The 24,429-nt window shown below is 62.2% G+C and carries 24 protein-coding genes; 10 read left to right on the top strand and 14 right to left on the bottom strand.

Going from position 1 to position 24,429, the window contains the following annotated elements; genetic code table 11:
• The first annotated feature begins 21 nt into the window (after positions 1–21).
• On the top strand, positions 22–732 hold the full coding sequence (locus WN982_RS04130; RefSeq protein WP_341315713.1) for a 16S rRNA pseudouridine(516) synthase: 711 nt from the start codon (positions 22–24) through the stop codon (positions 730–732).
• Between the two features lie 168 nt (positions 733–900).
• The gene (locus WN982_RS04125; RefSeq protein WP_341314515.1) at positions 901–1,089 is read left to right on the top strand and encodes a hypothetical protein; all 189 of its coding nucleotides are present in this window, start codon (positions 901–903) and stop codon (positions 1,087–1,089) included.
• 116 nt (positions 1,090–1,205) lie between these two features.
• On the opposite strand, the gene WN982_RS04120 is transcribed toward WN982_RS04125, so the two are convergent.
• A complete protein-coding gene (locus tag WN982_RS04120) occupies positions 1,206–2,270 on the bottom strand; it encodes an NAD-dependent epimerase/dehydratase family protein (protein WP_341314514.1) in 1,065 nt (354 codons plus the stop codon).
• Positions 2,271–2,369: 99 nt separating this feature from the next.
• Here WN982_RS04120 and WN982_RS04115 point away from each other — a divergent pair, with 99 nt between their 5' ends.
• The 3 genes from WN982_RS04115 to WN982_RS04105 all read left to right on the top strand — a co-directional run bounded on the left by WN982_RS04115 (position 2,370) and on the right by WN982_RS04105 (position 5,441).
• The gene (locus WN982_RS04115; protein WP_341314513.1) at positions 2,370–3,401 is read left to right on the top strand and encodes a CDP-6-deoxy-delta-3,4-glucoseen reductase; all 1,032 of its coding nucleotides are present in this window, start codon (positions 2,370–2,372) and stop codon (positions 3,399–3,401) included.
• A 373-nt stretch (positions 3,402–3,774) separates the two neighbouring features.
• The gene (locus WN982_RS04110; RefSeq protein ID WP_341314512.1) at positions 3,775–4,959 is read left to right on the top strand and encodes an acetylornithine transaminase; all 1,185 of its coding nucleotides are present in this window, start codon (positions 3,775–3,777) and stop codon (positions 4,957–4,959) included.
• A gap of 17 nt (positions 4,960–4,976) precedes the next feature.
• Positions 4,977–5,441: a GNAT family acetyltransferase gene (locus WN982_RS04105; RefSeq protein WP_341314511.1), complete on the top strand. Its 465-nt coding sequence runs from the start codon at positions 4,977–4,979 to the stop codon at positions 5,439–5,441.
• 97 nt (positions 5,442–5,538) lie between these two features.
• Here WN982_RS04105 and WN982_RS04100 read toward each other — a convergent pair whose 3' ends face one another.
• From WN982_RS04100 to WN982_RS04070, 7 genes are all read right to left on the bottom strand, one after another.
• The gene (locus tag WN982_RS04100) at positions 5,539–6,255 is read right to left on the bottom strand and encodes an ABC transporter ATP-binding protein (RefSeq protein ID WP_341314510.1); all 717 of its coding nucleotides are present in this window, start codon (positions 6,253–6,255) and stop codon (positions 5,539–5,541) included.
• The gene (locus WN982_RS04095; protein WP_341314509.1) at positions 6,255–7,055 is read right to left on the bottom strand and encodes an ABC transporter ATP-binding protein; all 801 of its coding nucleotides are present in this window, start codon (positions 7,053–7,055) and stop codon (positions 6,255–6,257) included. Before WN982_RS04095 ends, WN982_RS04100 begins: the two co-directional genes overlap by 1 nt.
• Positions 7,056–7,113: 58 nt before the next feature.
• The gene (locus tag WN982_RS04090) at positions 7,114–8,283 is read right to left on the bottom strand and encodes an ABC transporter ATP-binding protein (RefSeq protein WP_341314508.1); all 1,170 of its coding nucleotides are present in this window, start codon (positions 8,281–8,283) and stop codon (positions 7,114–7,116) included.
• A 13-nt stretch (positions 8,284–8,296) separates the two neighbouring features.
• Entirely contained in the window at positions 8,297–9,247 is a 951-nt protein-coding gene (locus tag WN982_RS04085) for a branched-chain amino acid ABC transporter permease (RefSeq protein WP_341314507.1), read from the bottom strand.
• 229 nt (positions 9,248–9,476) lie between these two features.
• Positions 9,477–10,676, bottom strand: a complete 1,200-nt coding sequence (locus WN982_RS04080; RefSeq protein ID WP_341314506.1) for a branched-chain amino acid ABC transporter substrate-binding protein — start codon at positions 10,674–10,676, stop codon at positions 9,477–9,479.
• A 542-nt stretch (positions 10,677–11,218) separates the two neighbouring features.
• Complete coding sequence (gene ispH / locus WN982_RS04075; RefSeq protein ID WP_341314505.1) at positions 11,219–12,178, bottom strand: 4-hydroxy-3-methylbut-2-enyl diphosphate reductase; 960 nt, start codon at positions 12,176–12,178, stop codon at positions 11,219–11,221.
• Positions 12,179–12,180: 2 nt separating this feature from the next.
• Positions 12,181–12,636 carry a peptidylprolyl isomerase gene (locus WN982_RS04070; protein WP_042321518.1) on the bottom strand — a complete coding sequence of 152 codons (456 nt, stop codon included), beginning with the start codon at positions 12,634–12,636 and terminating at the stop codon, positions 12,181–12,183.
• 247 nt (positions 12,637–12,883) lie between these two features.
• On the opposite strand from WN982_RS04070, the gene radC reads away from it, so the two are divergent.
• The 4 genes from radC to nadB all read left to right on the top strand — a co-directional run bounded on the left by radC (position 12,884) and on the right by nadB (position 16,173).
• Positions 12,884–13,675: a DNA repair protein RadC gene (gene radC / locus WN982_RS04065; RefSeq protein ID WP_341315712.1), complete on the top strand. Its 792-nt coding sequence runs from the start codon at positions 12,884–12,886 to the stop codon at positions 13,673–13,675.
• A gap of 229 nt (positions 13,676–13,904) precedes the next feature.
• Entirely contained in the window at positions 13,905–14,138 is a 234-nt protein-coding gene (gene rpmB / locus WN982_RS04060; protein ID WP_007180631.1) for a 50S ribosomal protein L28, read from the top strand.
• Between the two features lie 10 nt (positions 14,139–14,148).
• Positions 14,149–14,316 (top strand): 50S ribosomal protein L33, encoded by a 168-nt coding sequence (gene rpmG, locus WN982_RS04055; RefSeq protein ID WP_007180630.1) that lies wholly within the window; start codon positions 14,149–14,151, stop codon positions 14,314–14,316.
• A 258-nt stretch (positions 14,317–14,574) separates the two neighbouring features.
• A complete protein-coding gene (gene nadB, locus WN982_RS04050; protein ID WP_341315711.1) occupies positions 14,575–16,173 on the top strand; it encodes an L-aspartate oxidase in 1,599 nt (532 codons plus the stop codon).
• 81 nt (positions 16,174–16,254) lie between these two features.
• Here the strand turns inward: nadB and nadC are convergent, their stop codons facing one another.
• The 6 genes from nadC to purN form a co-directional block, all read right to left on the bottom strand.
• Positions 16,255–17,154 (bottom strand): carboxylating nicotinate-nucleotide diphosphorylase, encoded by a 900-nt coding sequence (gene nadC / locus WN982_RS04045; protein ID WP_341314504.1) that lies wholly within the window; start codon positions 17,152–17,154, stop codon positions 16,255–16,257.
• Entirely contained in the window at positions 17,154–18,293 is a 1,140-nt protein-coding gene (nadA, locus tag WN982_RS04040) for a quinolinate synthase NadA (RefSeq protein ID WP_341314503.1), read from the bottom strand. The genes nadC and nadA overlap by 1 nt, the downstream gene beginning before the upstream one ends.
• A 130-nt stretch (positions 18,294–18,423) precedes the next feature.
• The gene (locus WN982_RS04035) at positions 18,424–19,620 is read right to left on the bottom strand and encodes an acyl-CoA desaturase (RefSeq protein ID WP_341314502.1); all 1,197 of its coding nucleotides are present in this window, start codon (positions 19,618–19,620) and stop codon (positions 18,424–18,426) included.
• 203 nt (positions 19,621–19,823) lie between these two features.
• Entirely contained in the window at positions 19,824–21,179 is a 1,356-nt protein-coding gene (locus tag WN982_RS04030) for a mechanosensitive ion channel domain-containing protein (protein ID WP_341314501.1), read from the bottom strand.
• A gap of 79 nt (positions 21,180–21,258) precedes the next feature.
• Positions 21,259–22,518, bottom strand: coding sequence for an RsmB/NOP family class I SAM-dependent RNA methyltransferase (locus tag WN982_RS04025; protein ID WP_341314500.1), 1,260 nt, complete (start codon positions 22,516–22,518; stop codon positions 21,259–21,261).
• Positions 22,515–23,168 (bottom strand): phosphoribosylglycinamide formyltransferase, encoded by a 654-nt coding sequence (gene purN, locus WN982_RS04020; protein WP_341314499.1) that lies wholly within the window; start codon positions 23,166–23,168, stop codon positions 22,515–22,517. Before purN ends, WN982_RS04025 begins: the two co-directional genes overlap by 4 nt.
• Before the next feature lie 118 nt (positions 23,169–23,286).
• On the opposite strand from purN, the gene WN982_RS04015 reads away from it, so the two are divergent.
• Complete coding sequence (locus WN982_RS04015; RefSeq protein WP_341314498.1) at positions 23,287–24,282, top strand: bifunctional riboflavin kinase/FAD synthetase; 996 nt, start codon at positions 23,287–23,289, stop codon at positions 24,280–24,282.
• Positions 24,283–24,429 lie beyond the last annotated feature (147 nt).

Here is a 24,429-nt window from a genome sequence, read left to right as displayed (position 1 = left end):
CGGTGTTATTCTTCGCTCGCCATGAATCTCGAAAGCATCCTCTTTACTCAAGGTTTCGGCTCGCGCCGCCAATGCCGCGCGCTGATCACCGACGCTCGCGTAACAATCGGCGGCATTGTCCTCACCGATCCCGACACCGTTTTCGCAACCGATGACGGCGTGTTCCAGTTCAGCGTCGACGGTGTCGTTTGGCCGTATCGCGAGCATGCCTATCTGCTGCTGAACAAGCCCGCCGGCTACGAATGTTCGCGCGAGCCGCAGCATCACCTGAGCGTGTTCAATTTGCTGCCGCCGCAGTTCGCCGCACGCGGCGTTCAGTGCGTGGGCAGACTCGATCAGGACACCACCGGCCTGCTGCTGCTTTCCGACGACGGCAAGTTCGTGCACGCGTTCACGTCGCCCAAACGTAAGGTGCCGAAGGTGTACGTCGCAACCACCCGCCATCCGATCGACGACACACAACTGAGCGCCTTGCGCGACGGCGTCTTGCTGCACGGCGAACCCAAACCGATCGCAGCCGTGAATGCACAGGCTCGCGGCGATCACGCGCTGGAACTCACCGTGATGGAAGGTAAATATCACCAGGTCAAGCGGATGATCGCCGCGGCAGGCAACCGCTGCGAAGCGTTGCACCGCAAGCAGATCGGCGGACTTGCATTGCCGGTCACACTCGCCGAAGGCGCGTGGCAATGGCTCGACGAAACCGACCTCGGATCTTTACGGAGCGGGTAAACAGGTAGCGCGCTTTTAAAGCCTTGAGCGGCCACGAAAAAAATGTTCGCATCCGCACAAACCCCTTGCTGGAAGCGCTGTCGCGCGCTGCATCGCAGCATGCCCTTCCTTACGACCCGCTCTATACTCGATTAAACAAAGACTACAAAGAGTTCAAGGAGGGGCGCCATGGTCATCCACGACACAGTCGAGATCTCGTACGTGATGATTGCTTTCACGTGCCTCGGGGTGGTCCTGATCGGCGGATTGCTGGCCACGATGCGGCTGCGGCACAAGTATCATCCGAACCTTATCGGCGCCTTGATCGGCGCCATGCTGTGCTTCCTGTTACTGGAGGCACTGCCGGCGTTGACGTAAGGCAGCTGGGTCACGCGCGGCCGGCGCACGGCCGGCTCGGCGCGCGTTTTTTCGGGCGATGCCTGGGGCGGTTGCTTTTTGCTCGCGGCGGAACACATTGGATCGAACTGTGGAGCTTAATCGGGCCCTTTAGCTTCGCCGGTGGTTCGAGAGTCAGTTGTGCCGCGAACCTCACACAGAAAATCTTCAACGCTTGGATAACGCAGTCGCACGCGCAATTCCTCTTTGAGGCGCCGGTTCACGAGCCGCCTCGACTCCCGCATGAACGACAGCAAAGTCGGCTCGATCTGCCGCTCGGCCGCCGCGCGCGTGATGCGTGGTGCACGCTCGAAGCCGAACGCGTCGGCCACTACATCGAAGTACTCGCCCATTTTCAGCGACGTATCGTCCGACGCGTGGATCACGCGCGCCGGCCGGCCGTGCGTGGCCATGCGCACGAGAATCGCGGCGAGATCGTCGGCGTGGATATGGTTGGTGTAGACGTCGTCGGCGTCGATCAGCGCCGGCGTGCGCTTTTCGAGCCGCGCCAGCGGCAGACGGTTGCCGGCATAGATGCCCGGAATCCGTGCAATGCTTGCCGCGATCGCGCCTTGAGCCGTCGCGCGCCGCAGTTGCCGCTCGGCGGACACGCGACGCCTGGCGCGCGGATTGGCTGCTTGCAGTGCACGCGTTTCGTCGATCCATGCGCCGCCGCAATCGCCATAGACACCCGTCGTGCTGGCATAAACCAGCCGCACGGGCGGGCGCGAGCCGGCGGTTCGCCGTACCCCGTCGGGTACAATATTGGCTGCTTCAGATTCCATCCATGCAGCACGAACGCGGCGCAGCCGCGCGACCGGCGCAACCGTGCCGCGCGCGGCACGCGGAGCACGACTCCGGCGGGCGCTCAGCGTAGCGAGTAACGCGCGGGTACGGCGGTCATCATCGCCGGTCTTTTGCGGCGGCGCGAGATGCAGCACGGTCGGCGCGAGGCCCGCGAGCCGTTTCAGGCTGCGGCGCGCGTCGAGGTCGCCGATCAGCGGCGTCACGCCAGCCGAGCGCAATTCGGCGCGGCGCCCGGCGTGGCTGGTCAGCGCGAAGACATGCGCGCGCGGCTGCAGCAGGGGCACGCAGCGCATGCCGACATCGCCGCAACCGACGATCAACACGCGAGGCCGGCGGAAGTTTCGTGTCGCTTTCATGGTGGACGCATTGTAGCCGTCAAGCGCGGCAGGTACCGCACAGTTGGCACCGCGGGTCCGACAACGATTACCGACTTTTCGATTTCGAACGAACACTCTATGGCATTTAACGTCACTCTCCGGCAAAGCGGCCGGCAGTTTCAGGTAGAACAGGACGAACCGGTGCTCAGCGCCGCCTTGCGCCAGGGCATCGGCCTGCCGTACGGCTGCAAGAACGGCGCCTGCGGTTCGTGCAAAGGCACCGTAGTCAGCGGTGAGATCGAGCAGCGTCAGCATTCGTCGTCGGCGTTGTCGAACGACGAGAAGACGCGTGGCATGGCGCTCTTCTGCTGCGCGACGGCTTGCTCCGATCTCGAAGTGGATATCCGCGAAGTAGCCGGCGTCGGCGACGTGCAGGTCAAGAAGCTGCCGTGCCGCGTCAACGCAATTGAGCGCAAGGCCGACGACGTCGTGGTGCTGAAACTGCAATTGCCCGCTAACGAACGTCTGCAGTATCTGGCCGGGCAGTACCTCGAATTCATTCTGAAGGACGGCAAACGCCGCAGCTATTCGATGGCGAATGCGCCGCACGCCGAAGGTCCGATCGAATTGCACATTCGTCACATGGCTGGCGGCGCTTTCACGGATCACGTGTTCAACACCATGAAAGAGCGCGACATCCTGCGCTTCGAGGCACCGCTCGGCACCTTCTTTCTGCGCGAAGATTCGGCCAAGCCGATCGTGCTGCTGGCCTCGGGCACCGGCTTCGCGCCGCTGAAGGCGATCGTCGAACACGCGGTGTTCAAGAACCTCGACCGGCCGATGACGCTCTACTGGGGCGCGCGCCGCAAGAAGGATCTGTATTTGCTCGAACTGGCCGAGCAATGGGCGAAAGAGATTCCGAACTTCAAGTTCGTGCCGGTGCTCTCGGAGCCGGACGCGAGCGATGCGTGGACGGGCCGCGTCGGCTTCGTGCATCGCGCGGTGATCGAGGATCTGCCCGATCTGTCGGCGTACCAGGTGTATGCGTGCGGCGCCCCGGTGATGGTCGAATCGGCGCAGCGCGATTTCACCCAGCATCATAGGCTGCCGGAAGACGAGTTCTATGCGGATTCGTTTACCAGCGCGGCGGATCTGGCGAACGCGGTTTGAGGGGGTACGCGGCCTGATCGTACGACGGTCGGGCCATTCGTGAGCAACATGTCAGCGATAAGGCGGATGCGAAGAAATCCGCCTTGATACGCATCCATGCAAATTCATGGTTTACACCATCGCACGCGTTGTCGTATTCTTTCGCGCATGAACCGCATCCAGTCCGAACTCCGACGTCGCCGCTCGCCGCTCCCCTAGGGACGCCGCTGGCTTCGTCACGGATTCGCGCCGCACAAAGGCGCAAGCTGTTCGAATCATGAAAGCCACGGCATGCCGTGGCTTTTTTGTTTGCTTTTTCGTTTCCCCTGGCCCCCGTTTCACATTTGGCCAAACCTTCATTCACCCTTCACCCCGTCGCCTGGAGCCTGCCGTCATGAATTTCAATGAGTACCCGATCGAGTCGCTGATGTACATCACGAACCGGCCCGAAATCGTTTTCACGCACGGCAAGGGCTCGTGGCTCTACGACAATAACGGCAAGCGATATCTGGACTTCATCCAGGGCTGGGCGGTCAATAGTCTCGGCCACTGCAACGACGGCATGATCGAAGCGCTGAACAAGCAGGCGCAACTGCTGCTCAATCCATCGCCCGCGTTCTACAACGCCCCGATGGCGCAACTCGCCGGTTTGCTCACGCAGCACAGCTGCTTCGACAAGGTGTTCTTCGCGAACAGCGGCGCCGAAGCGAACGAAGGCGCGATCAAGCTCGCGCGCAAGTGGGGCAAGAAATTCAAGGACGGCGCATTCGAAATCATCACGTTCGACCACAGCTTCCACGGCCGCACGCTCGCGACGATGTCGGCAAGCGGCAAGCCGGGCTGGGACACGATCTACGCGCCGCAAGTGCCGGGCTTCCCGAAGGCGGATCTGAACGACATCGCGTCGGTGGAAAAGCTCATCACCGCGAAGACCGTCGCGGTGATGCTCGAACCGATTCAAGGTGAAGGCGGCGTGATTCCGGCCACCCGCGAATTCATGCAGCAACTGCGCGCGCTGACCAAACAGCACAACGTGCTCCTGATCGTCGACGAAGTGCAAAGCGGCTGTGGCCGTGCAGGCACCTTGTTCGCGTATGAGCTGTCGGGCATCGAGCCGGACATCATGACGCTCGGCAAAGGCATCGGCGGCGGTGTGCCGCTTGCGGCACTGCTGGCAAAGGCTGAAATCGCGGTGTTCGAAGCGGGCGATCAGGGCGGCACCTACAACGGCAATCCGCTGATGACCGCGGTCGGCTACTCGGTGATCTCGCAACTGACGGCGCCTGGCTTCCTCGAAGGCGTGCGCGCGCGCGGCGAGTATCTGCGCACGAAGCTGCTCGAATTGTCGGAAGAACGCGGCTTCGCGGGCGAACGCGGTGAAGGCCTGCTGCGTGCGCTGCTGCTCGGCAAGGACATCGGCAATCAGATCGTCGAGAAAGCGCGCGTGATGCAGCCCGACGGCCTGCTGCTGAACGCGGCGCGTCCGAACCTGCTGCGCTTCATGCCGGCGCTGAACGTCACGAACGAAGAAATCGACCAGATGATGGCGATGCTGCGTTCGATTCTCGACACGCTGTAACCGTCCAGAGCGCGCGTATGACGACGGCCGCAACGCTATCGATCCGCCGCTTCGACGCGAGCGACACCGGTGCCGTGGTCGCGCTGTGGCAAGAAGCATTCCCCGAATACCGGGACATGACGAAACCGCAGCGCAATCCGCATCTGTCGATCGCCAACAAGCTGGCGACGCAACCGGAACTGTTCTTTGTCGCCGTGCTCGACGAACGAATCGTCGGCACGGTGATGGGCGGTTACGACGGGCATCGAGGATGGTTGTATTCGCTTGCCGTGGATGCTTCGCTGCGTCGGCATGGCATCGGCACGTGTCTCGTCGCGCACGTCGAAAAAACGCTGACCGAACGCGGGTGCCCGAAGCTGAATTTGCAGGTGTTGTCCGCGAAGGCCGATGTACGCGCGTTTTACGAGGCGCTCGGTTATCGCACCGATGAGGTGATCAGTCTCGGCAAGCGTCTGGGTGAAGCGGCTGCATCGGCAGCTTAAGCTCCCGGCGCGCCCAGAAGAGAAAAAGGCCGCATGCGCGATTCGCATGCGGCCTTTTTCATAGGCATGGCAAACTCAAACCGGCTTACCCACCGACTCATTCACCCAAATACGCCGCCCGTACCTTCGGATCATCCAGCATCTGCTTCGCGTCGCCGGACATTGTGACCAGACCCGAGTCCATCACGTAGCCGCGATTCGCCGCCTGCAACGCGAGACGCGCGTTCTGCTCGACCAGCAGCACGGTCATGCCTTCCGCCGAGATCGACCGCACCACTTCGAAGATCTTCTCGACCATGATCGGCGACAGACCCATCGACGGTTCGTCGAGCAACAGCAGCTTCGGCTTGCTGATGATCGCGCGCGCCATTGCCAGCATCTGCTGCTCGCCGCCCGAGAGCGTGCCCGCGTACTGCGTCGCACGTTCCTTCAGGCGCGGGAAGAAGCCGAACATGCGATCGACGTCCGCCTTGATGCCGTCCGTATCGTTACGCAGATAAGCGCCCATCTGCATGTTTTCGACGATCGACATGCGCGCGAAAATACCGCGGCCTTCCGGCACCATCGCCAGACCGCGCTTGAGCAGCTCGTGCGCGGGCATGCCCTTGATCGACTGGCCCATGTACTCGATGTCGCCTGCCGAGTAAGGCTTCAGACCCGTGATTGCCTTCATCGTCGTGGTCTTGCCCGCGCCGTTCGCGCCGATCAGCGTGACCAGTTCGCCCTGCGCGACTTCCAGATCGATGCCCTTGACTGCCTGAATGCCGCCGTAATTGACCTGCAGGCCCTTGATTTTCAACATTGCCGTAGCCATCAGTGGACCCCCGCACCCAGATAAGCCTCAATCACCTTCGGGTCCTTCTGCACGTCTTGCGGCAGACCCTGGGCAATCACCTTGCCGTAATCGAGCACTGTCATCTGATTGCACAGGCCCATCACCAGTTTCACGTCGTGTTCGATCAGCAGGATCGTACGGCCGTCGCTGCGGATCTTGTCGAGCAGCTTGGTCAGTTCGACCTTCTCGGTCGCGTTCATGCCGGCTGCCGGCTCATCCAGCGCGAGCAGCTTCGGATCGGTCGCCAAGGCACGGGCGATTTCCAGACGACGCTGGTGGCCATACGACAGGTTGCGCGACGTGTAGTCCGCGTACTGCGCAATGCCGACGTACTCCAGCAGTTCGACCGCGCGCTCCTTGATCTCGCGCTCTTCCTTGCGCTCGGACGGCGTCTGGAACACCGCGCCCAGCAGACCGTGCTTGGTACGCACGTGGCGCCCGACCATCACGTTTTCCAGCGCGGTCATGCCGCCGAACAGACGGATGTTCTGGAACGTACGGGCAATGCCCGCCTTGGCCACCTGATAGACGGCGGTCGGCGTGTATGCCGAACCGTCGAGCTTGAACTCGCCCGAATCCGGCGTGTACAGACCCGTGATCACGTTGAAGAAAGTTGTCTTGCCGGCGCCGTTCGGGCCGATCAGGCCGTAAATCTGGCCCGACTTGATCTCAAGCCCGACGTCGGACAGCGCCTGCAAGCCGCCGAAGCGCTTGTTGACGCCCTTCACCGACAGGCGAATCTGATCGCTGCCCACGTTGTTGCTTACGTTATCGCTCATATGATTTTCTCCTGTCGACCCGAGTTAGCGCTTTAGCGCTTACTCGGGTCCCATGGCCTCAGGCGCGCACCGGCTTCTTGCCAGCGCGCTTCGCCAGTTTCGCAATCTTGTCTTCGTGCTTCGGCGACGGCCACAGGCCTTCCGAGCGGTACAGCATGATCACGACCATCGCAAGGCCGTACAGCAACTGACGGATCACTTCGGTATCGACGATTTCATGGCCGAAGACCATGTTCTGCAACGGACCCATCGTCGAGCGCAGGAATTCCGGGAACACGGCGAGCAGCACCGCGCCGAGAATCACGCCAGGGATGTGGCCCATACCGCCGAGCACCACGCACGCCAGCACGACGACCGATTCCCAGAACGTGAACGACTCCGGCGACACGAAGCCCTGGAACGAACCGAACATCGCGCCCGACAGGCCGCCGAACGACGCGCCCATTGCAAAGGCCAGCAGCTTCACGTTACGGGTGTTGATGCCCATCGCCTTGGCGGCGATTTCGTCTTCGCGGATCGCGGCCCATGCACGGCCGATACGCGAGTGCTGCAAACGCGTACAGGTCCAGATCACGAACAGCGCGCACAGCACGAACAGGTAGTAATACATGTACACCGACGGGAACGAGAACCCGAGGAACGTGTGTGTCTGCGCGAGGCTGAAGCCGCCTGCCGACACCGGAGCGATACCGGTGATCCCCTTCGGCCCGTTTGTGATGTTGACCGGACGGTCGAGGTTGTTAATGAAGATCCGCACAATCTCCCCGAAGCCCAGTGTCACGATCGCGAGGTAGTCGCCACGCAGACGCAAGGTCGGCGCGCCGAGCAGGACGCCGAAGGTCGCGGCGAGCCCCATCGCAATCGGCACGATGATCCAGATCGGCGTATGCAGGCCGCCCGGGAACAGGTGCGCGATCCACTCGAACTGCGAGGTCAGGTGGGGCGAGCTCAGCAGCGCCGCGGTGTACGCGCCGATGGCGTAGAACGCGATGTAGCCCAAGTCCAGCAGGCCGGCGAAGCCGACCACCACATTGAGGCCGAGCGCGAGCATCACATACAGCATCGCGAAGTCGAGCACGCGGACCCAGTAGTTACCGCCGGCGGCACCGATGATCATCGGCGCGGCGATCACGAAGATCGCGGTGATGATGCCGACGGTCAGCGTCTTCGTCAGGTTCTTTTCAGGGATGAGCGTCGTGGACGGCTCGATCGGTTGAATTGAGGTCATGTCTGTCTACTCCTTATGCTCGATCCGCAACACGTTCGCCCAACAGGCCCGACGGACGGAACACCAGCACGACGATCAGCACGATGAATGCGAACACGTCCTGGTAGTTACTGCCGAACACACCGCCCGTCAGGTTGCCGATGTAGCCGGCGCCCAACTGTTCGATCAGGCCGAGCAGCACGCCGCCCACCATCGCCCCGCCGAGATTGCCGATCCCGCCGAGCACCGCCGCGGTAAAGGCCTTCAGACCCGGGATGAAGCCCATATAGAAGTGTGCGTTGCCGTATTCGGACGCGATCATCACGCCGGCCAGAGCGGCAAGCGCCGAGCCGATCATGAAGGTCGCCGAAATCACGAAATTCGGGTTCACGCCCATCAGGCTTGCGACACCCGGGTTCTCAGCGATCGCACGCATCGCGCGGCCCAGCTTGGTCTTGTGAACCAGCAACAGCAGACCGCCCATCACGAGGAACGCCACGACCATGATCACGATTTCGGTCATCGAGATCACGGCGCCTGGCGTCGTGTCGGTGGCCTTGATCACGTTGATCGGGTCGGTGGGCAACAGCTGCGGGAACGGCAGCGGATTGCGCGACCAGATCATCATCGCGAGGGTTTGCAGCAGGATCGACACGCCGATCGCGGTGATCAGCGGGGCGAGACGCGGTGCTTTACGCAACGGCCGGTAGGCCACGCGCTCGATCGTGTAGCCGACCAGCGAGCAAACCACTGCCGCGATGATCAACGCGATGACGAGCGTCGGCACATTGCCGAGGCCGGGGAAGTGGTTCTGCAGCACGCCTATGGCTGAAAGCGCAACCATCGCGCCCACCATCAACACATCGCCGTGCGCGAAGTTGATGATGCCCAGGATGCCGTAAACCATCGTATAGCCCAGTGCGATGATGGCGTAAACGCTGCCAAGCACCAGCCCGTTGAGGACCTGCTGGATGAAGATATCCATTTAATGCTCCTTAGCCCGTGCGACTGGATTCACGCTCTTCATCAGCCGGTGGGCGGTGATGCGTTACAGAATCTCAACAGCACTGCGGGTACTGATGTAAAAGACCGGTAAGGGTTATCCGCTGCCCGGTTCGTCTTACGACTGGGATGCAGTCGCGGACTTGCCGATAGCGGATGCAAAAACGGCACCGTTGGGTGGTTTCGGTGCCGTCAGGCTGAACGTCCCGTCATCACATCTTCACGACGTCGAGAACCGCTTTCTTGCCGTCCTTGAAGTCGTAAAGCGTAATGGCGCCCTCTTTCAAATCACCCTTGTCGTCGAACGCGATGTGGCCGATTACCCCGTTGTAATCGGTGGACGGCATCGCAGCCAGCACCTTGGGCGCCTCGATCGAATTAGCGCGCTTCATTGCATCGACAATCACGTACACAGCGTCATACGTGAACGGCGCGTAAATCTGCACCGGCGTGTGGAAGCGGGCCACGTACTTCTTTTCGAAGTCCGCTCCCTTGTTCATCTTCGAAAGCGCAAGTCCTGCCTCCGAACAGACCAGGTTCTGCACGGCGGTTCCCGCCAGCTCCCCTACCTTGTCGGTACACACGCCGTCGCCGCCAAGGATTTTTGCCCTGATACCGAGCGCCGCCGCCTGCTTCGTAAACGGCCCGCCCGTTGCGTCCATGCCGCCGAACATGATCACGTCCGGCTGAACACTCTTGATCTTCTTAAGGACCGCCTGGAACTCCGTAGCCCTGTCATTCGTGGCTTCGCGAGCGACGATCTTCGCCCCGCTCGCCTGTACTGTCTTCGCGAACTCGTCGGCCAGTCCCTTGCCGTAGACGGTCGAGTCGTCCACGATCGCGATGCGTTTCGCGCCAAGCACTTTCGTCGCGTAGTTGGCAAGCGCCGGGCCCTGCTGGGCATCGGTCACGACCACCCGATAAGTTGTCTTGAAACCTTGCTGCGTGTACCCCGGATTCGTCGACGAAGGCGAGATCTGCACAATGCCGGCATCGCTATAGATCTTCGACGCCGGAATCGACACGCCCGAATTCAGGTGCCCGACCACAGCGACGACATGATCGTCGACGAACTTTTCGGCGACCGCCGTACCCGTTTTCGGATCCGCGGCATCGTCTTGCGCATCGAGCTGCAGCTGGATCTTGTGACCGTCGATGGTCAGGCCCTGCGTATTGATTTCCTCGACCGCCAGACGCGCGCCGTTTTCATTGTCCTTGCCAAGATGCGCAATGCCGCCCGTTAATGGGGCCGCATGACCGATCTTCACGACAGTCGCTTCGCTCGCCGGTGCTGCCGCAGCCATAGCCGCCGATGCACCCGCTCCCGCCCCGCTATCCTGTTTCTTGCCGCACGCGGTCAACATCGCAACCGCGACCGCGATGGACACGGTGTAAGCAAATTTGACTCGCATTAAGTAGGTCTCCTGCGCCTTGCAAAATCCGCTGTTCGGGGCCCGGAGGCCTTGAGAACGCGCGCATTGTAACTCCAATTATGCGACGCGCAATATTGTTGAAACGGTGGGGTTTTCCTGCATTGCAACCTTATTTTGAGAGCGAAATCCGCCAAAAGGCGCAACCCGGTTGCGACTATTTTTCGTGCATCAGTTGCACCACCCTTGCGCCCAATGGCATCAAGTGTTGCAGCGATCCGGCGCGACGCCTGATTTCATGGTGGTTCGCGTTAAGTATTACGTTTCCATTGATATCAAGGCGTGCGCACTATTTTAGTGCGCCAAAAATCGATGCAACCGCTTTGATGACTTATAAACGGGGACACATCGAAGTCGGACTCAATAAAAACGCAATCGCAATTCAAAATAATTTGCGCGCGGCGGCACCGAAATCGCCACTTTTCCATGATCTGACACTTTATTGTTGATGGAGCGGCCATCTCGCGGACGTAAAAAAAGCGCGCCCTTGGGCGCGCTTTTCTTTCAGAAGTGTTGGCAGACTGTCAGGCAGGCAGACCTAGCCCGCGCGGCAGCGGAAACGCGATGTTTTCCTCAATGCCGTCGAGCGCGCGCACGTTACGCACGCCGAGCTCGCGCAACCGGCCGATTACCGCCTGCGCCAGCGCCTCGGGTGCCGAGGCACCCGCCGTCACGCCGATCCGGCGTTTGCCCTCGACCCAGACCGGATCGATCTGATCCGGCGAGTCCACCATATAGGAGGGCACGCCGAGCTTTTCGGCCAACTCGCGCAACCGGTTCGAGTTCGAACTATTCGGGCTGCCGACCACGATCACGACGTCGCACTGCGGCGCCATGAACTTCACCGCGTCCTGGCGGTTCTGCGTGGCGTAGCAGATGTCCTGCTTCTTCGGCTCGCGGATCGCCGGGTATTTCGCCTTCAAGGCACCGATGATCTCGGCCGCATCGTCGACCGACAAGGTGGTTTGCGTAACGAACGCAATCCGCTCGGGATCGGCCAGCGTCAGTGCCTGCACGTCCGCGATGTCTTCGACCAGATGCATGCCCTCGCCGGCCTGCCCCATCGTGCCCTCCACTTCAGGGTGCCCCTTGTGGCCGATCATGACGATGTCAAACCCGTCCTGGCGCATCTTCGCGACTTCGATATGCACTTTGGTGACGAGCGGACAGGTGGCGTCGTACACCCGCAGGCCGCGCGACTCCGCCTCGGCGCGCACTGCCTTCGACACGCCATGCGCGCTGAAAATGACCGTATTGCCGGCTGGCACTTCTTCAAGCTGTTCGATGAAGATTGCGCCCTTCTTGCGCAGATCTTCGACGACATAGGCGTTATGGACGATTTCGTGGCGCACGTAGATCGGCGAGCCGTGCAACTTGATTGCACGCTCGACAATCTCGATAGCTCGATCGACACCGGCACAGAACCCGCGCGGCTGCGCCAGCAGGATCTCGGTTTCGGCAAGAGTCGTATCCGTGATGCTCATGTTTACAGAATCCCGATGATTTTCACTTCAAACGCCAGCGCCTGGCCGGCAAGCGGGTGATTGAAATCGAACAGAGCCGACGTTTCGCCGACTTCCTTCAAGACGCCGGCATAGCGGCCGCCACCCGGCGCGTTGAATTCGACCAGATCGCCCGGTGAAAAGTCCTCGCCGATCATGCTGTTTTCACGCAGCGTAGCCAGCGAAACGCGCTGGATCAACTCCGGATTGCGCGGGCCGAACGCCTGACCTGGCGTTAGCTGAAAGGTCGAATGGTGGCCGACCTTCAATCCCAGCAGAATATCTTCCAGCGGCGGCGCGAGTTGGCCGGCCCCAAGCAGAAGCGTAGCGGGCTTATCGGTAAACGTATTGATGACTTCGGCGCCATCGGCAAGGGAAAGCCGGTAGTGAAGCGTCACATGTGAACCGGGTTTCACTTCGGAAATGTCGATGATGCTCATGCAGTGCTCGCTCAGTCGAAGCGCGCGGCACGCGTGCGCCGCAGTTGCAGTCGACGCGTGTGGCAAACCGTCGGGGTGCCCGTGCGCAAAGTGCATATTGTAAGCCACATAGCGGGCGGCGGCTTGGGTCCGTCGCGCGCGCCGCCGGGAAGCTCGGGCACCGCCCGCCGCCGCAAACCCGAACCACGAGGATCAGCATATGGACGATTGCGCCTGCACGATATACGAAACGCCGCCAAAGGCGGCCATGCCCGAGGCCGGGACGCCCGCTGCGGCGAAGCGTGAACGGGTGCAGTCCGCAACGCCGCCTGGCGCGCCTTGCGCGGCGGCCGCCGCGGATGCCGGCACACCCGCGCCCCGCCCGTCTGCAAGCGTCAAATGGCACAAAAAAGACATGCCGCGGGAACGGCTATTCGATGGCGGACCGGGCGTGCTGTCGGACACCGAAATGATCGTGCTGGTGCTCGGCTCCGGCCTGCCGGGCCATAACGTGTTCGAGGTCGCGCGCACACTGCTCGACCGCTTCGGCTCGCTGCGCGCGATGCTCGACGCGAGCCATACGGACTTCGAGGGCCTGCGCGGCATCGGTCCGGCAAAAAAAGCGCAGTTGCTGGCCATCATGGAAATGGCGCGACGCTCGCTGATCGACAGAATGCGCAAGCGCTCGCTCATGGACTCGCCCGAAGCCGTGCAGGACTATCTGCGCCTTCTGATCGGCGGCCGCCCGCAGGAGGTCTTCGTGTCGCTCTTTCTCGACGCGCGGCACCGGCTGATCCGTTGCGAGGAAAGCGCGCGGGGCACGCTGACGCGTATGGCGGTCTATCCGCGTGAGATCGTGCGGCGAGCGCTAAGCCTGAATGCCGCCAGTCTGATCGTCGCGCATAATCACCCCTCCGGCGCCGTCCAGCCGAGCGCGAGCGACTGCCGTTTGACGCACACGCTGCGCGACGCGCTGGCGTTGATCGACGTGCAACTGATCGATCATCTGGTTATCGGCGCCGATCACACGTACTCGTTCGCCCGCGCCGGCTGGCCGTGACACGGCCTGAACCTGGCGTATAAAGGCACAGCGCCGTGTCCGGCATCGCAAATAAGGTTTGATTTTGCGGCTTTTTTTCTGCTAGAATTCCGGTTTGCCTATTTCCAACCCCCTGTTCCGAAGCCACCAAGGCCTTCCGGAAAGGAAAAGCGACTGAATTTCAGCGCGGTTCTTTCCGGGAAACTTTCACGGCGTTCGAACTCAGAATTAGCGTATTAGGAGTGCTCTCATGGCACGCGTATGCCAAGTAACTGGGAAAGCGCCGATGAGCGGCAACAACGTTTCCCACGCGAACAACAAAACCAAGCGCCGGTTCCTGCCGAACCTGCAAAACCGCCGTATTTGGGTGGAAAGCGAAAACCGTTGGGTGCGTCTGCGCGTTTCGAACGCCGGCCTGCGCCTGATCGACAAGAACGGTATCGACGCTGTGCTCGCAGATCTGCGCGCACGCGGTGAAGCCTAAGGAGTAAATCATGGCGAAAGGCGCACGCGACAAGATCAAGTTGGAATCGACCGCAGGTACGGGTCACTTCTACACGACGACGAAGAACAAACGCAACATGCCGGAAAAGATGCTGATCAAGAAATTTGATCCGGTCGTCCGTAAGCACGTTGAGTACAAGGAAACCAAGATCAAGTAAGTCTTGGCTCCTGCCTGACGAAGGCAAATGACATGCAAAAAAGCCTCGCATTCGTGCGAGGCTTTTTTGTTTTCAGCGCGCCGTTGTTTTAGTCTTTGTGTTCTCTTTGCCGCTCCGTTTAACCGCGCTTTGCCCCTTAAGACAGTCTTAGACCTATCAGCCAGCTTTCCCTCGTCCGCCGCGGCGCGTATCCTTTCTCGTTTATCGGCGAGCGGATAGCGCGCCGTCATGGCAAAACGAAAGACGGAGATGCAGGCGATGGAATTCGATGTGGCGATTGTCGGTAGCGGTCTGGCAGGCTTGAGCGTTGCGCTCAATCTCGCGGGGACCCGGCGGGTTGCGGTGGTCGCCAAGCGATCGATGACCGAAGGCGCGAGCGACTGGGCGCAAGGCGGCATCGCCGCCGTGCTGGATTCGACGGATAGCATTGAAAATCACGTGCGCGACACGCTGATCGCCGGCGGTGGCCTGTGCGACGAAGCGGCCACCCGCTTTATCGTCGAGCACGGACGGGCGGCAATCGAATGGCTGATCGCGCAAGGGGTGCCGTTCACCAAAGACGACGCCGCCGAACTCGGCTTTCATCTGACGCGCGAGGGCGGCCATAGCCATCGCCGAATCATTCATGCGGCGGATGCAACGGGCCATGCAGTGGTCGCCACGCTCAGCGAGCGCGTGCGCAGTCACCCGAACATCACCCTGCTCGAAGACCACTACGCGATCGACCTGATCACGTCCAACCGCCTTGGCCTGCCGGGCCGCCGCTGCCACGGTTTGTACGCGCTCGACCTGCAAAACGGCCGCACCGTCACGATCGAAGCGCCGCACACCGTGCTCGCCACCGGCGGCGCCGGCAAGGTCTATCTTTACACCACCAATCCTGACACCGCGACCGGCGACGGCATTGCGATGGCCTGGCGCGCCGGCTGCCGCGTGTCGAACATGGAGTTCATCCAGTTCCATCCAACCTGCCTGTTCCATCCATACGCCAAGTCCTTCCTGATTTCCGAAGCGGTGCGTGGCGAAGGCGGCATCCTGAAGCTGCCGGACGGCACGCGCTTCATGCCGAACCACGACGAACGCGCTGAACTCGCGCCGCGCGACATCGTCGCACGTGCGATCGACTTCGAGATCAAGAAACGCGGCATAGATTGTGTGTATCTCGACATCAGCCACCAACCGGCCGAATTCCTGCGCGAACACTTTCCGACGATTCTTGCCCGCTGCCTCGAATTCGGCATCGACATCACCAAAGAACCGATCCCGGTCGTCCCCGCCGCGCACTACACGTGCGGCGGCGTCGTGACCGATCTGGCGGGGCGCACGGATCTCACGGGACTTTACGCGGTCGGCGAGACATCGTGCACCGGCCTGCATGGCGCCAACCGGCTCGCCAGCAACTCGTTGCTCGAGTGCCTCGTGATCGGACGCTCCGCGGCGCGGGCGATCGAGGAAGAAGGCTTCAGCGCCGCCGTTCACGCACCGCTGCCGGACTGGGACGAAAGCCGGGTATCCGATCCGGACGAAGAAGTGGTGGTCGCGCACAACTGGGATGAGTTGCGCCGGTTGATGTGGAACTACGTCGGCATCGTGCGTACGGACAAGCGGCTCGCGCGCGCAAAACATCGTCTTGCGCTGCTGCGCGACGAGATCCACGAGTATTACGCGAACTTCAAGGTGAGCCGCGATCTGCTCGAACTGCGCAATCTGGTCGACGTGGCGTCGCTGATCGTCGAAGGCGCGCGCTCGCGGCGCGAAAGCCGCGGCTTGCACTTCAGCCGCGACTGGCCAGCAACCTTGCCCAAAGCGCTGCCGACGGTTCTCTCGCCGGAAAACGTGCGCAACCGCAACGTATGATTTGTCCGAACTAAGTAAAAAAGCCATCGCGGATAAATCCGCGACGGCCTTTCGTTTACTGCCGCAGCGCTTGCGTGCCGCTCAGACGATCCGCATCGAGTAGTCTGTTGCGCGCACGTCTTTGGTCAACGCACCGATCGACACGCGATCGACGCCCGTTTCCGCGATAGTCCGCACCGTGTCGAAGTTCACGCCGCCAGACACCTCCAGCACCGCGCGTCCTGCCGTGATACGGACCGCATCGCGCATCGCATCGAATGAAAAGTTGTCCAGCAGAATGGATTGCGCGCGATGCGCCAACGCGGTTTCCAATTGCGCCAGCGTCTCGACTTCAATCTGGATCGACACGCCCGCATTCAATGCAAGCGCCGCATCCATCGCCGCGCCGACGCCGCCGGCCGCCGCGATGTGGTTTTCCTTGATCAGAATGCCGTCATACAACGCAAGCCGCTGATTCGCGCCGCCGCCAACGCGCACCGCGTATTTCTGCGCGAGTCGCAATCCCGGCAAGGTCTTGCGCGTATCGAGGATGCGCGTACGCGTGTGCGCGATCGCGTCGACATAACGACGCGTTGCGCTCGCCACGCCCGACAGCAGTTGCAGGAAGTTGAGCGCGTTGCGCTCCGCAGTCAGCAACGCGCGCACCGGGCCGCGCAGCTCGCAAACCGGCGTGTCGGCCGTCATCCGGTCGCCTTCACGGTAGCGCCACCGCACATCGATGCGCGGATCGACCTCGCGCATCACCGCGTCGAACCATGGCACACCACACAGCACAGCATCTTCGCGCACGATGATGCGTGCATCGCGCACGTCGTCCGCGGGCACAAGGCGGCCGGTCTGATCGCCCGCGCCGATATCTTCGGCCAGCGCGTCGGCGACGTTGCGCGCCAACGCGGCATCGAATGCCGCGCCGTACTGCGCCCGAATTTCAGCGAACAGCGGCGACACCGCCTCGACCTGACTGCGTTCAACCGCCCCCATTACGCCGCCCCCACGTTCGAATACAGTTGCGCGTCGCGCGCGAGATCGCCGCTCGCCTGCACGCGCTTCTTGTGACGCGCGGCGAAGTCGAGCATCCGGTCGATCGGCAAACGCGCCCGCTCGCCAACCGCACGATCGACAAAAATCTCGTTGTGGCCACGCTCGAGCACGTCGGCCAGATTCGCGAGCCCGTTCATCGCCATCCACGGGCAATGCGCGCAGCTCTTGCAAGTCGCGCTGTTGCCCGCCGTCGGTGCCGCGATGAGGGTCTTTCCGGGCGCGGCGAGTTGCATCTTGTGGAGAATGCCGAGATCGGTTGCCACAATGAAATGCGTCGCGTCGAGTTTCTGCGCGGCGTCGATCAGCTGGGTTGTCGAACCGACCACGTCCGCTTGCGCGACCACATTTGCCGGCGACTCCGGATGCACCAGCACTTTGGCGCCGGGATATTCGGCGCGCAGCAGATCGAGTTCGATGCCTTTGAACTCGTCGTGCACGAGACACGAACCCTGCCACAACAACATGTCCGCGCCGGTCTTGTTCTGGATGTAGCTGCCGAGGTGCCGATCCGGCGCCCAGATGATTTTTTCGCCACGCGCATGCAGATCAGCGACGATCTCCAGACCGATCGACGACGTCACCATCCAATCCGCGCGGGCCTTGACCGCCGCGCTCGTGTTCGCGTACACGACGACCGTGCGATCCGGATGAGCATCACAGAAAGCCGAAAATTCATCGACCGGGCAGCCGAGATCGAGCGAACAGGTCGCGTCGAGATCGGGCATCAGAATGCGTTTGTCCGGACTCAGGATTTTCGCGGTCTCGCCCATGAAGCGCACGCCTGCGACCACCAGCGTTTGCGCCTCGTGATCGCGGCCGAAGCGCGCCATCTCCAGTGAATCGGCCACGCAGCCGCCGGTTTCGTCGGCGAGCTCCTGCAATTGCGCGTCGACGTAATAGTGCGCGACGAGCACGGCTTTTTCACGTGCAAGCAATGCGCGAATACGCGCCTTCAGCGCGACCTTCTCTTCCGCCGACGGCACGTCGGGCACCTTCGCCCACGCCTGCCCGATTCCGCAGGCGGTGCCCTGCGCCTGTGGGCGGTCGTACTCGACGCTCCTGATCGCCTGCTGATCCATGATTTCCTCTGCCTTCGCTCTACCGCCGCGCCCTGTCAATCGCTGTCCGTTGCAATTTCCGCGGCCCAAAAAGCAAAACCCCGCCAACGCGGGGTTTTGTGACGTAACGAAATTTTAATAGATTTCGTGGTCAAGCATAGCGGCGCAGACGCATCGCGAATTCTTGCAGCGCTTTAATACCACTCTGCTCAGCGCGATGGCACCAGTCTTGCAACTGAATCAGCAACTGATCGCGCGATGCATTGGAGCGTTCCCACATCGCCGCGAGTTCGTTGCGCAGTTCGATAAACGTCTTGAGCTTCTGGCTGTTCGCGGAGATTTGCGGCAGCAGACGCTTCTGCGGCTCGTCCAGACCGGCCTCTTCCTTGTGGAACCAGCTACGCGCGCCGCGCATCGCCTGATACTTCTCACGTGCGCCAACTTCCTTCAGATGCGCCAGTTCCTGGCGGTAGGCGCGCTTGAGCGCCTTACCGTAGCGCGCCATCACTTCGTAGCGGTTCGCCAGCACGGCCTGCAGTGTGTCCTGATCGAGCACCAGCTTGCCGGTGGTCAGACGCGGCGTAGGCGCGACCTTCTTCACCTTGGCAAGACGGAACGCGGACAGGATGCGGATGTACATCCAGCCGATATCGAACTCGTACCACTTGTTCGACAGCTTGGCCGACGTCGCATACGTGTGATGATTGTTATGCAACTCTTCGCCGCCGATGATGATGCCCCACGGGAAGATGTTGGTGCTCGCATCCGACGAATTGAAGTTGCGGTAGCCCCAGAAGTGCGCGAGGCCATTGACCACGCCGGCAGCCCAGAACGGAATCCAGATCATCTGCACGGCCCAGATCGTCAGGCCGACGACACCGAACAGCGCGACGTTCAGCACCATCATCAGGCTCACGCCGAGGATCGGGTATTTCGTGTAAACGTTGCGTTCCATCCAGTCGTTCGGCGTGCCGTGACTGAACTTGCGCATCGTTTCTTCGTTCTTCGCTTCGGCACGGTACAGTTCCGCGCCTTCGAGCAGCACCTTCCAGATGCCGCGCGTTTGCGGGCTATGCGGATCTTCTTCGGTTTCGCACTTCGCGTGATGCTTACGGTGAATCGCGGCCCATTGGCCGGTCAGCATGCCGGTGGTCATCCACAGCCAGAAACGGAAAAAATGACTGACGACCGGATGCAGCTCCAGCGCACGGTGCGCCTGGCAGCGATGCAGATAGACCGTCACGCCGATGATCGTGATGTGCGTTGCGATCAGCGTGTACAGCACAAGTTGCAACCATGAGAAGTGCAACAGGCCGTGGGCAAGGAAATCGAGCAAGGAATTCAACAAGGCAATTTACCTGTGGAACGAGAGACACGAGACACACGCAAAATGCGCATGTCAAGAAAGTGAAAGCATACAGCGGGATTGGACGACATTCTACTTGAAGCGTTCCAAGTGTTTGTAACAAATAGAGTTTTTTTGTGCGGTATCAACCGGAAGGAACACGCCAGACGTCCTGTTAAGACATGCCGGCGTGTTCGAAGTGCCCGTCAGGGAGCGCTGTCGGCCTGGCTCGCCGCTGTGGCGGTCATTGTTACCGGCCGCGGCATTGCGTCGCTCACGTTGCCGACGATTCGCACTTCGCGTTGCGCGAGCGGAATCGAGATGCCGTGCTCGGAGAACAGACGCCAGATATTGCGATTGACGGCCGAGCGCACGCCCGAGGTACCGGTTGCCGCGTCCTCGATCCAGAAACCGAGTTCGAGATTGATACCGTCGGCGCCGAAGCTGGCCAGATAGGCCGTGGGCGCCGGTTCCCGCAGTACCCGCGCGACGCCCCCAGCGGCTTGGGTCAGCAACGCCATCGCCTGCTCGACATCGGACGTGTACGCAACCTGCACCGCCACCTTCGCATAGCCGCGGGTCAGATACGACGACTGGTTCTGCACCACATCCGTAATCAGCTTTTCGTTTGGAATCAGCGTTTCGATGCCGTCGAGACCCCGCACCACCGTGTAGCGGGTGCGAATCTGCGTGACCATGCCCTGCAAGCCGCTGACGTTGATCGTGTCGCCGATTCGCAGCGAGCGGTCGATCAGAATGATGAAGCCCGACACGTAGTTGCTGGCGATTTTCTGCAACCCGAACCCGAGCCCCACGCCTAGCGCGCCGCCGAACACGCCCAGCACGGTGATATCGATACCGACCAGCGACAGACTGATCAGCACCGCCGCCAGCACGAACGCCGCCCGGCCGACACGCGCCACCACTACTTTCAGATTGGCGTCGAGCGTCTTCGAGCGCATCAGCCGGTCTTCGAACGTGGAGCCGAGCCACATCGCGACGATCATCGTCACGCACACCCACAACAGCCCCGTGGTGAGCGAGAGCAGCGTCATGTGCGCATTGGCGACCCGGAACTGCACGCTGGCCATCCATCGGATCACGTCGTCCTGAATGCCCATCACGGTTAGCACCATGCCGACCCAGACGATCAGCGAGACGAACTTTTCGACCAGAAACAGCCACGGATGGGTCTCGCCGTCACGGCTGAACACCCGTCGCGCAAAGAAAAAAACGATGTAAATCAAGCCGATGCCGAACAGCGGCACCAGCGCAAGATCGAGCAGCGAGGTATGCATGAACTGGCCGGTGATCGCTATGGCGACCCAGACGAGCGCCGCGCCGATCAGCGGAAAAACCGCGCGGTTCAGACTTTCCGCGCCGAAGCGCAGCGTCTGGTAGCGCGTCTGGCGCCGCAGATCGAGCGTGCTGCGCAACACTCGCGCGAGCAGCCACGCGATCGCCAGCGTCCCGAGCAGCACGCCGACCTGCCACAGCATTACCGGCTGACCGAAATCGCGCGCGAGGTCGCCGAACATGTGAGGAAAAATACGGTTTTGCATGATGTTGCCGAATGCGCCTGCGCGCCGTGTTCAAAGAAAGGACGCGGGCGCCGGCAAAAAAGTCTCTTGTGTCTTGTGCTTAGCCCTGACGTTCCAGCACGGCGGCAAAGAAGCCGTCGGTGCCGTGGCGGTGCGGCCACAGAGAAAGGTAATCGCCCATTTCCAGATCGATGCGCTGCTCCGCGAGCACGTCGCGGGCGGGCACCAGCACGAAATCGGGATGGCCGGCGAGGAATTGCTGCACGACCACCTCGTTTTCCGCTTCCAGGATCGAGCAGGTCGCGTAGACGAGCCGGCCGCCCTTCTTCACCAGACGCGCTGCGCTCGCCAGAATCGACGCCTGCTTCGGCGCCAGTTCGGCGACCGATTCGGGCGACTGACGCCATTTCAGATCGGGATTACGGCGCAGCGTACCCAGCCCGCTGCACGGCGCGTCGACCAGCACGCGGTCGATCTTGCCGGCCAGACGCTTGATCTTGGCGTCGTGTTCGCTGTCGATCAGCACCGGATTCACGTTCGACAGGCCGCTGCGCGCAAGGCGCGGTTTGAGCTTGGCCAGGCGCCGCTCGGAGATGTCGAATGCGTACAGGCGCCCGGTCGAGCGCATCGCCGCGCCCAGCGCCAGCGTCTTGCCGCCCGCGCCCGCGCAAAAGTCGACGATCATCTCGCCGCGCTTGGGTGCGACCAGCGAACACAGCAACTGGCTGCCTTCGTCCTGCACTTCGACCCAGCCGTGCTGGAACGCGTCGAGCTTGGTGAGCGGCGGCTTGCCGACCACCCGCACACCGAACGGCGCGAACGGCGTCGCGCCGCCCTCGATACCGGCCTTCGACAGCGCGGTCAGCACGTCGTCGCGGCTTGCCTTGATCGGGTTGGCGCGCAGGTCCAGCGGCGCCGGGTAGTTCAGCGCGGCGGCCAGTTGCGCCAGTTCTTCGGCTTCAAAGCGCTTGTTCAGCGCCTGGCAGATCCAGTCGGGCAGATTCAGGCGAATCCGCAGCGGCAGGCTCGCCGGATCGATCGTCGCAACGTGTTCGAGCCACTTCGATTCGGCTTCGGACACGAACGGCTTGAGCGCCGTGCGGCCGGCCGTCTGCATCAGACCGAGCAAGGCCATCCGGCGCGCCGGGCTGCCGGCGCCGCTTTCGGCCAGATGGGCGAATTCCATGCGCCGGCGCAGCACCGCGAAGACCGCCTCGGCGATCACGCCGCGTTCACCGTGCCCGAGCTTCGGATGCGCGCGAAAAAAACGGCTGGTGGTGGCGTCGGCCGGGCCGTTCAGTTTCAGGACTTCAGCCAGCAAAGTCTCGGTTTGTCCAATCAGAAAACCATGCAATCTCATGCGCCCTCTCCGGCGGTGTGACCGGCAAAGAGCCATTGCGGCTCCGGCGGCGTAAGCGTGACACGCAAGCCGTCGAGAGCAAGACGCCCTTCGACGAACCAGCGCACCGCGCGTGGATAAATGATGTGTTCGGTTGCCAGCACGCGCTCGGCGAGCATGGCGGGGGTGTCGCCTGCCAGCACGGGCACGGCCGACTGCACGACGATCGGCCCGTGATCCAGCTGCGACGTGACAAAATGCACCGACGCGCCATGCAGCCGCACGCCCGCATCGAGCGCCTGTTGATGGGTTTTCAGCCCCGGGAAGCTCGGCAGCAGCGACGGGTGCACGTTCAGCATGCGCCCGGCGTAATGGTCGACGAAACCGGCCGTGAGCACCCGCATGAAGCCGGCGAGCACGACCAGGTCGGGCGCGAAGCTATCGATTTCGCGCGCCAGCGCAGCGTCGAAGCGCTCGCGATCGGGAAACTGGCGGTGGTCGACCACCGCCGTGGCAATGCCGTGCGACGCCGCGAACGCAAGGCCCGCGGCGTCAGGACGGTTGGCGATCACGGCGGCGACTCGCGCCGGCCAGCCTTCGCGCGAACAGGCGCGAACGATGGCTTCCATGTTGCTTCCCCGCCCGGAAATCAGGATGACGAGTTTTTTCATCCGCGGATTTTATCATTCGGGGGACACTGAAACCGCGACGCGCCGCCGTCTCACGCGCTGAGCGTTTATAATCATTTGTTTTGCGGCACCTCGGCCGCCCTACCTCAAACCCGCTATCGTGAGAGTCTTCCGCGGTCTTCCCAATGCCGAAAGCCGTGCGCCCTGCGCACTGACCATCGGCAACTTCGACGGTGTCCACCGCGGCCATCAGGCTTTGCTCGCCCATGTGCGCGCGGCTGCCGATGCACGCGGCCTGCCCGTCTGCGTGATGACCTTCGAGCCACACCCGCGCGAGTTCTTCAACCCGGCTGGCGCGCCGCCGCGTATCGCGATGCTGCGCGACAAGCTCGAGGCGCTGCGCACCAACGGCGTCGACCGGGTGGTAGTCGAGCATTTCAATCACACCTTCGCCAGCCAGTCGCCGGATGCATTCGTCGAACGGATCATCGTCAACGGCCTGCATGCGCGCTGGGTGATGATCGGCGACGACTTCCGCTATGGCGCCAGGCGCGCGGGCGACTTCGCGTCGCTCAAGGCCGCCGGTCAGCAGTACGGCTTCGAGGTCGAGCAGATGGCAACCGTGGCCGATCCGTCGGGCGCGCGCATTTCCAGTTCGGGCGTGCGCACGGCACTGGTGGCGGGCGATCTGGATTCGGCGCGGGCCGCGCTGGGCCGCGACTACCTGATCAGCGGCCACGTCGTGCACGGCATGAAACTGGGCCGCGATCTCGGCTTTCCCACGCTCAATCTGCCGATCGCCCACAAGCGTCCGGCGCTCGCGGGCATTTTCGTCGTGCGCGTGCATGGCGTGGCTGACGAACCGCTGCCGGGCGTCGCGAGCCTCGGCCTGCGCCCCACCGTCGACGATTCCGGCCGCGTGCTGCTCGAAGTGCATCTGCTCGACTGGCACGGCGACGCGTATGGCAAACTCGTGCGCGTCGAATTCCTCAAAAAGCTGCGCGACGAAGAGAAATACGTCGACCTCGAAACGCTGACTGCCGCCATCGCGCGCGACGTCGCCAATGCCCGCGCGTGGTTCGCGGCCGTCGGCGCCGGCACGCCGGGCAGCCGCTCCACCGGTTTCGCCACCTCGGCCACCGACCGAATTAGATAGCCGCCGCGGTACATGCGAGCGCTATCTGTGCTGCATGTACCCTCGCTGCGCGCATCGAAAGGCGTCCGTGAATTACGCGACATGCCTGCCGGGCGCGCCCAACGCCCTGCGCATCTTGCGCATACCGCGCCCCGCTGCGCATAGAAA

The organism is Paraburkholderia sp. IMGN_8, from assembly GCF_038050405.1.
GTDB lineage: Bacteria > Pseudomonadota > Gammaproteobacteria > Burkholderiales > Burkholderiaceae > Paraburkholderia.
Note: the sequence above shows the minus strand (reverse complement) of the source record. Positions and strands in the feature narration are given on the sequence as shown.

Coding starts and splice junctions, on each gene's coding strand:
- rpmB (WP_007180631.1), top strand. CDS start 13,905: ATGGCACGCGTATGCCAAGTAACTGGGAAAGCGCCGATGAGCGGCAAC.
- WN982_RS04110 (WP_341314512.1), top strand. CDS start 3,775: ATGAATTTCAATGAGTACCCGATCGAGTCGCTGATGTACATCACGAAC.
- WN982_RS04120 (WP_341314514.1), bottom strand. CDS start 2,270: ATGAAAGCGACACGAAACTTCCGCCGGCCTCGCGTGTTGATCGTCGGT.
- WN982_RS04115 (WP_341314513.1), top strand. CDS start 2,370: ATGGCATTTAACGTCACTCTCCGGCAAAGCGGCCGGCAGTTTCAGGTA.
- nadC (WP_341314504.1), bottom strand. CDS start 17,154: ATGGGGGCGGTTGAACGCAGTCAGGTCGAGGCGGTGTCGCCGCTGTTC.
- WN982_RS04095 (WP_341314509.1), bottom strand. CDS start 7,055: ATGAGCGATAACGTAAGCAACAACGTGGGCAGCGATCAGATTCGCCTG.
- purN (WP_341314499.1), bottom strand. CDS start 23,168: ATGAAAAAACTCGTCATCCTGATTTCCGGGCGGGGAAGCAACATGGAA.
- ispH (WP_341314505.1), bottom strand. CDS start 12,178: ATGAGCATCACGGATACGACTCTTGCCGAAACCGAGATCCTGCTGGCG.
- WN982_RS04130 (WP_341315713.1), top strand. CDS start 22: ATGAATCTCGAAAGCATCCTCTTTACTCAAGGTTTCGGCTCGCGCCGC.
- WN982_RS04125 (WP_341314515.1), top strand. CDS start 901: ATGGTCATCCACGACACAGTCGAGATCTCGTACGTGATGATTGCTTTC.
- WN982_RS04080 (WP_341314506.1), bottom strand. CDS start 10,676: ATGCGAGTCAAATTTGCTTACACCGTGTCCATCGCGGTCGCGGTTGCG.
- WN982_RS04030 (WP_341314501.1), bottom strand. CDS start 21,179: ATGCAAAACCGTATTTTTCCTCACATGTTCGGCGACCTCGCGCGCGAT.
- WN982_RS04100 (WP_341314510.1), bottom strand. CDS start 6,255: ATGGCTACGGCAATGTTGAAAATCAAGGGCCTGCAGGTCAATTACGGC.
- WN982_RS04070 (WP_042321518.1), bottom strand. CDS start 12,636: ATGAGCATCATCGACATTTCCGAAGTGAAACCCGGTTCACATGTGACG.
- radC (WP_341315712.1), top strand. CDS start 12,884: ATGCCCGAGGCCGGGACGCCCGCTGCGGCGAAGCGTGAACGGGTGCAG.
- WN982_RS04090 (WP_341314508.1), bottom strand. CDS start 8,283: ATGACCTCAATTCAACCGATCGAGCCGTCCACGACGCTCATCCCTGAA.
- WN982_RS04025 (WP_341314500.1), bottom strand. CDS start 22,518: ATGAGATTGCATGGTTTTCTGATTGGACAAACCGAGACTTTGCTGGCT.
- nadA (WP_341314503.1), bottom strand. CDS start 18,293: ATGGATCAGCAGGCGATCAGGAGCGTCGAGTACGACCGCCCACAGGCG.
- WN982_RS04085 (WP_341314507.1), bottom strand. CDS start 9,247: ATGGATATCTTCATCCAGCAGGTCCTCAACGGGCTGGTGCTTGGCAGC.
- WN982_RS04105 (WP_341314511.1), top strand. CDS start 4,977: ATGACGACGGCCGCAACGCTATCGATCCGCCGCTTCGACGCGAGCGAC.
- rpmG (WP_007180630.1), top strand. CDS start 14,149: ATGGCGAAAGGCGCACGCGACAAGATCAAGTTGGAATCGACCGCAGGT.
- nadB (WP_341315711.1), top strand. CDS start 14,575: ATGGAATTCGATGTGGCGATTGTCGGTAGCGGTCTGGCAGGCTTGAGC.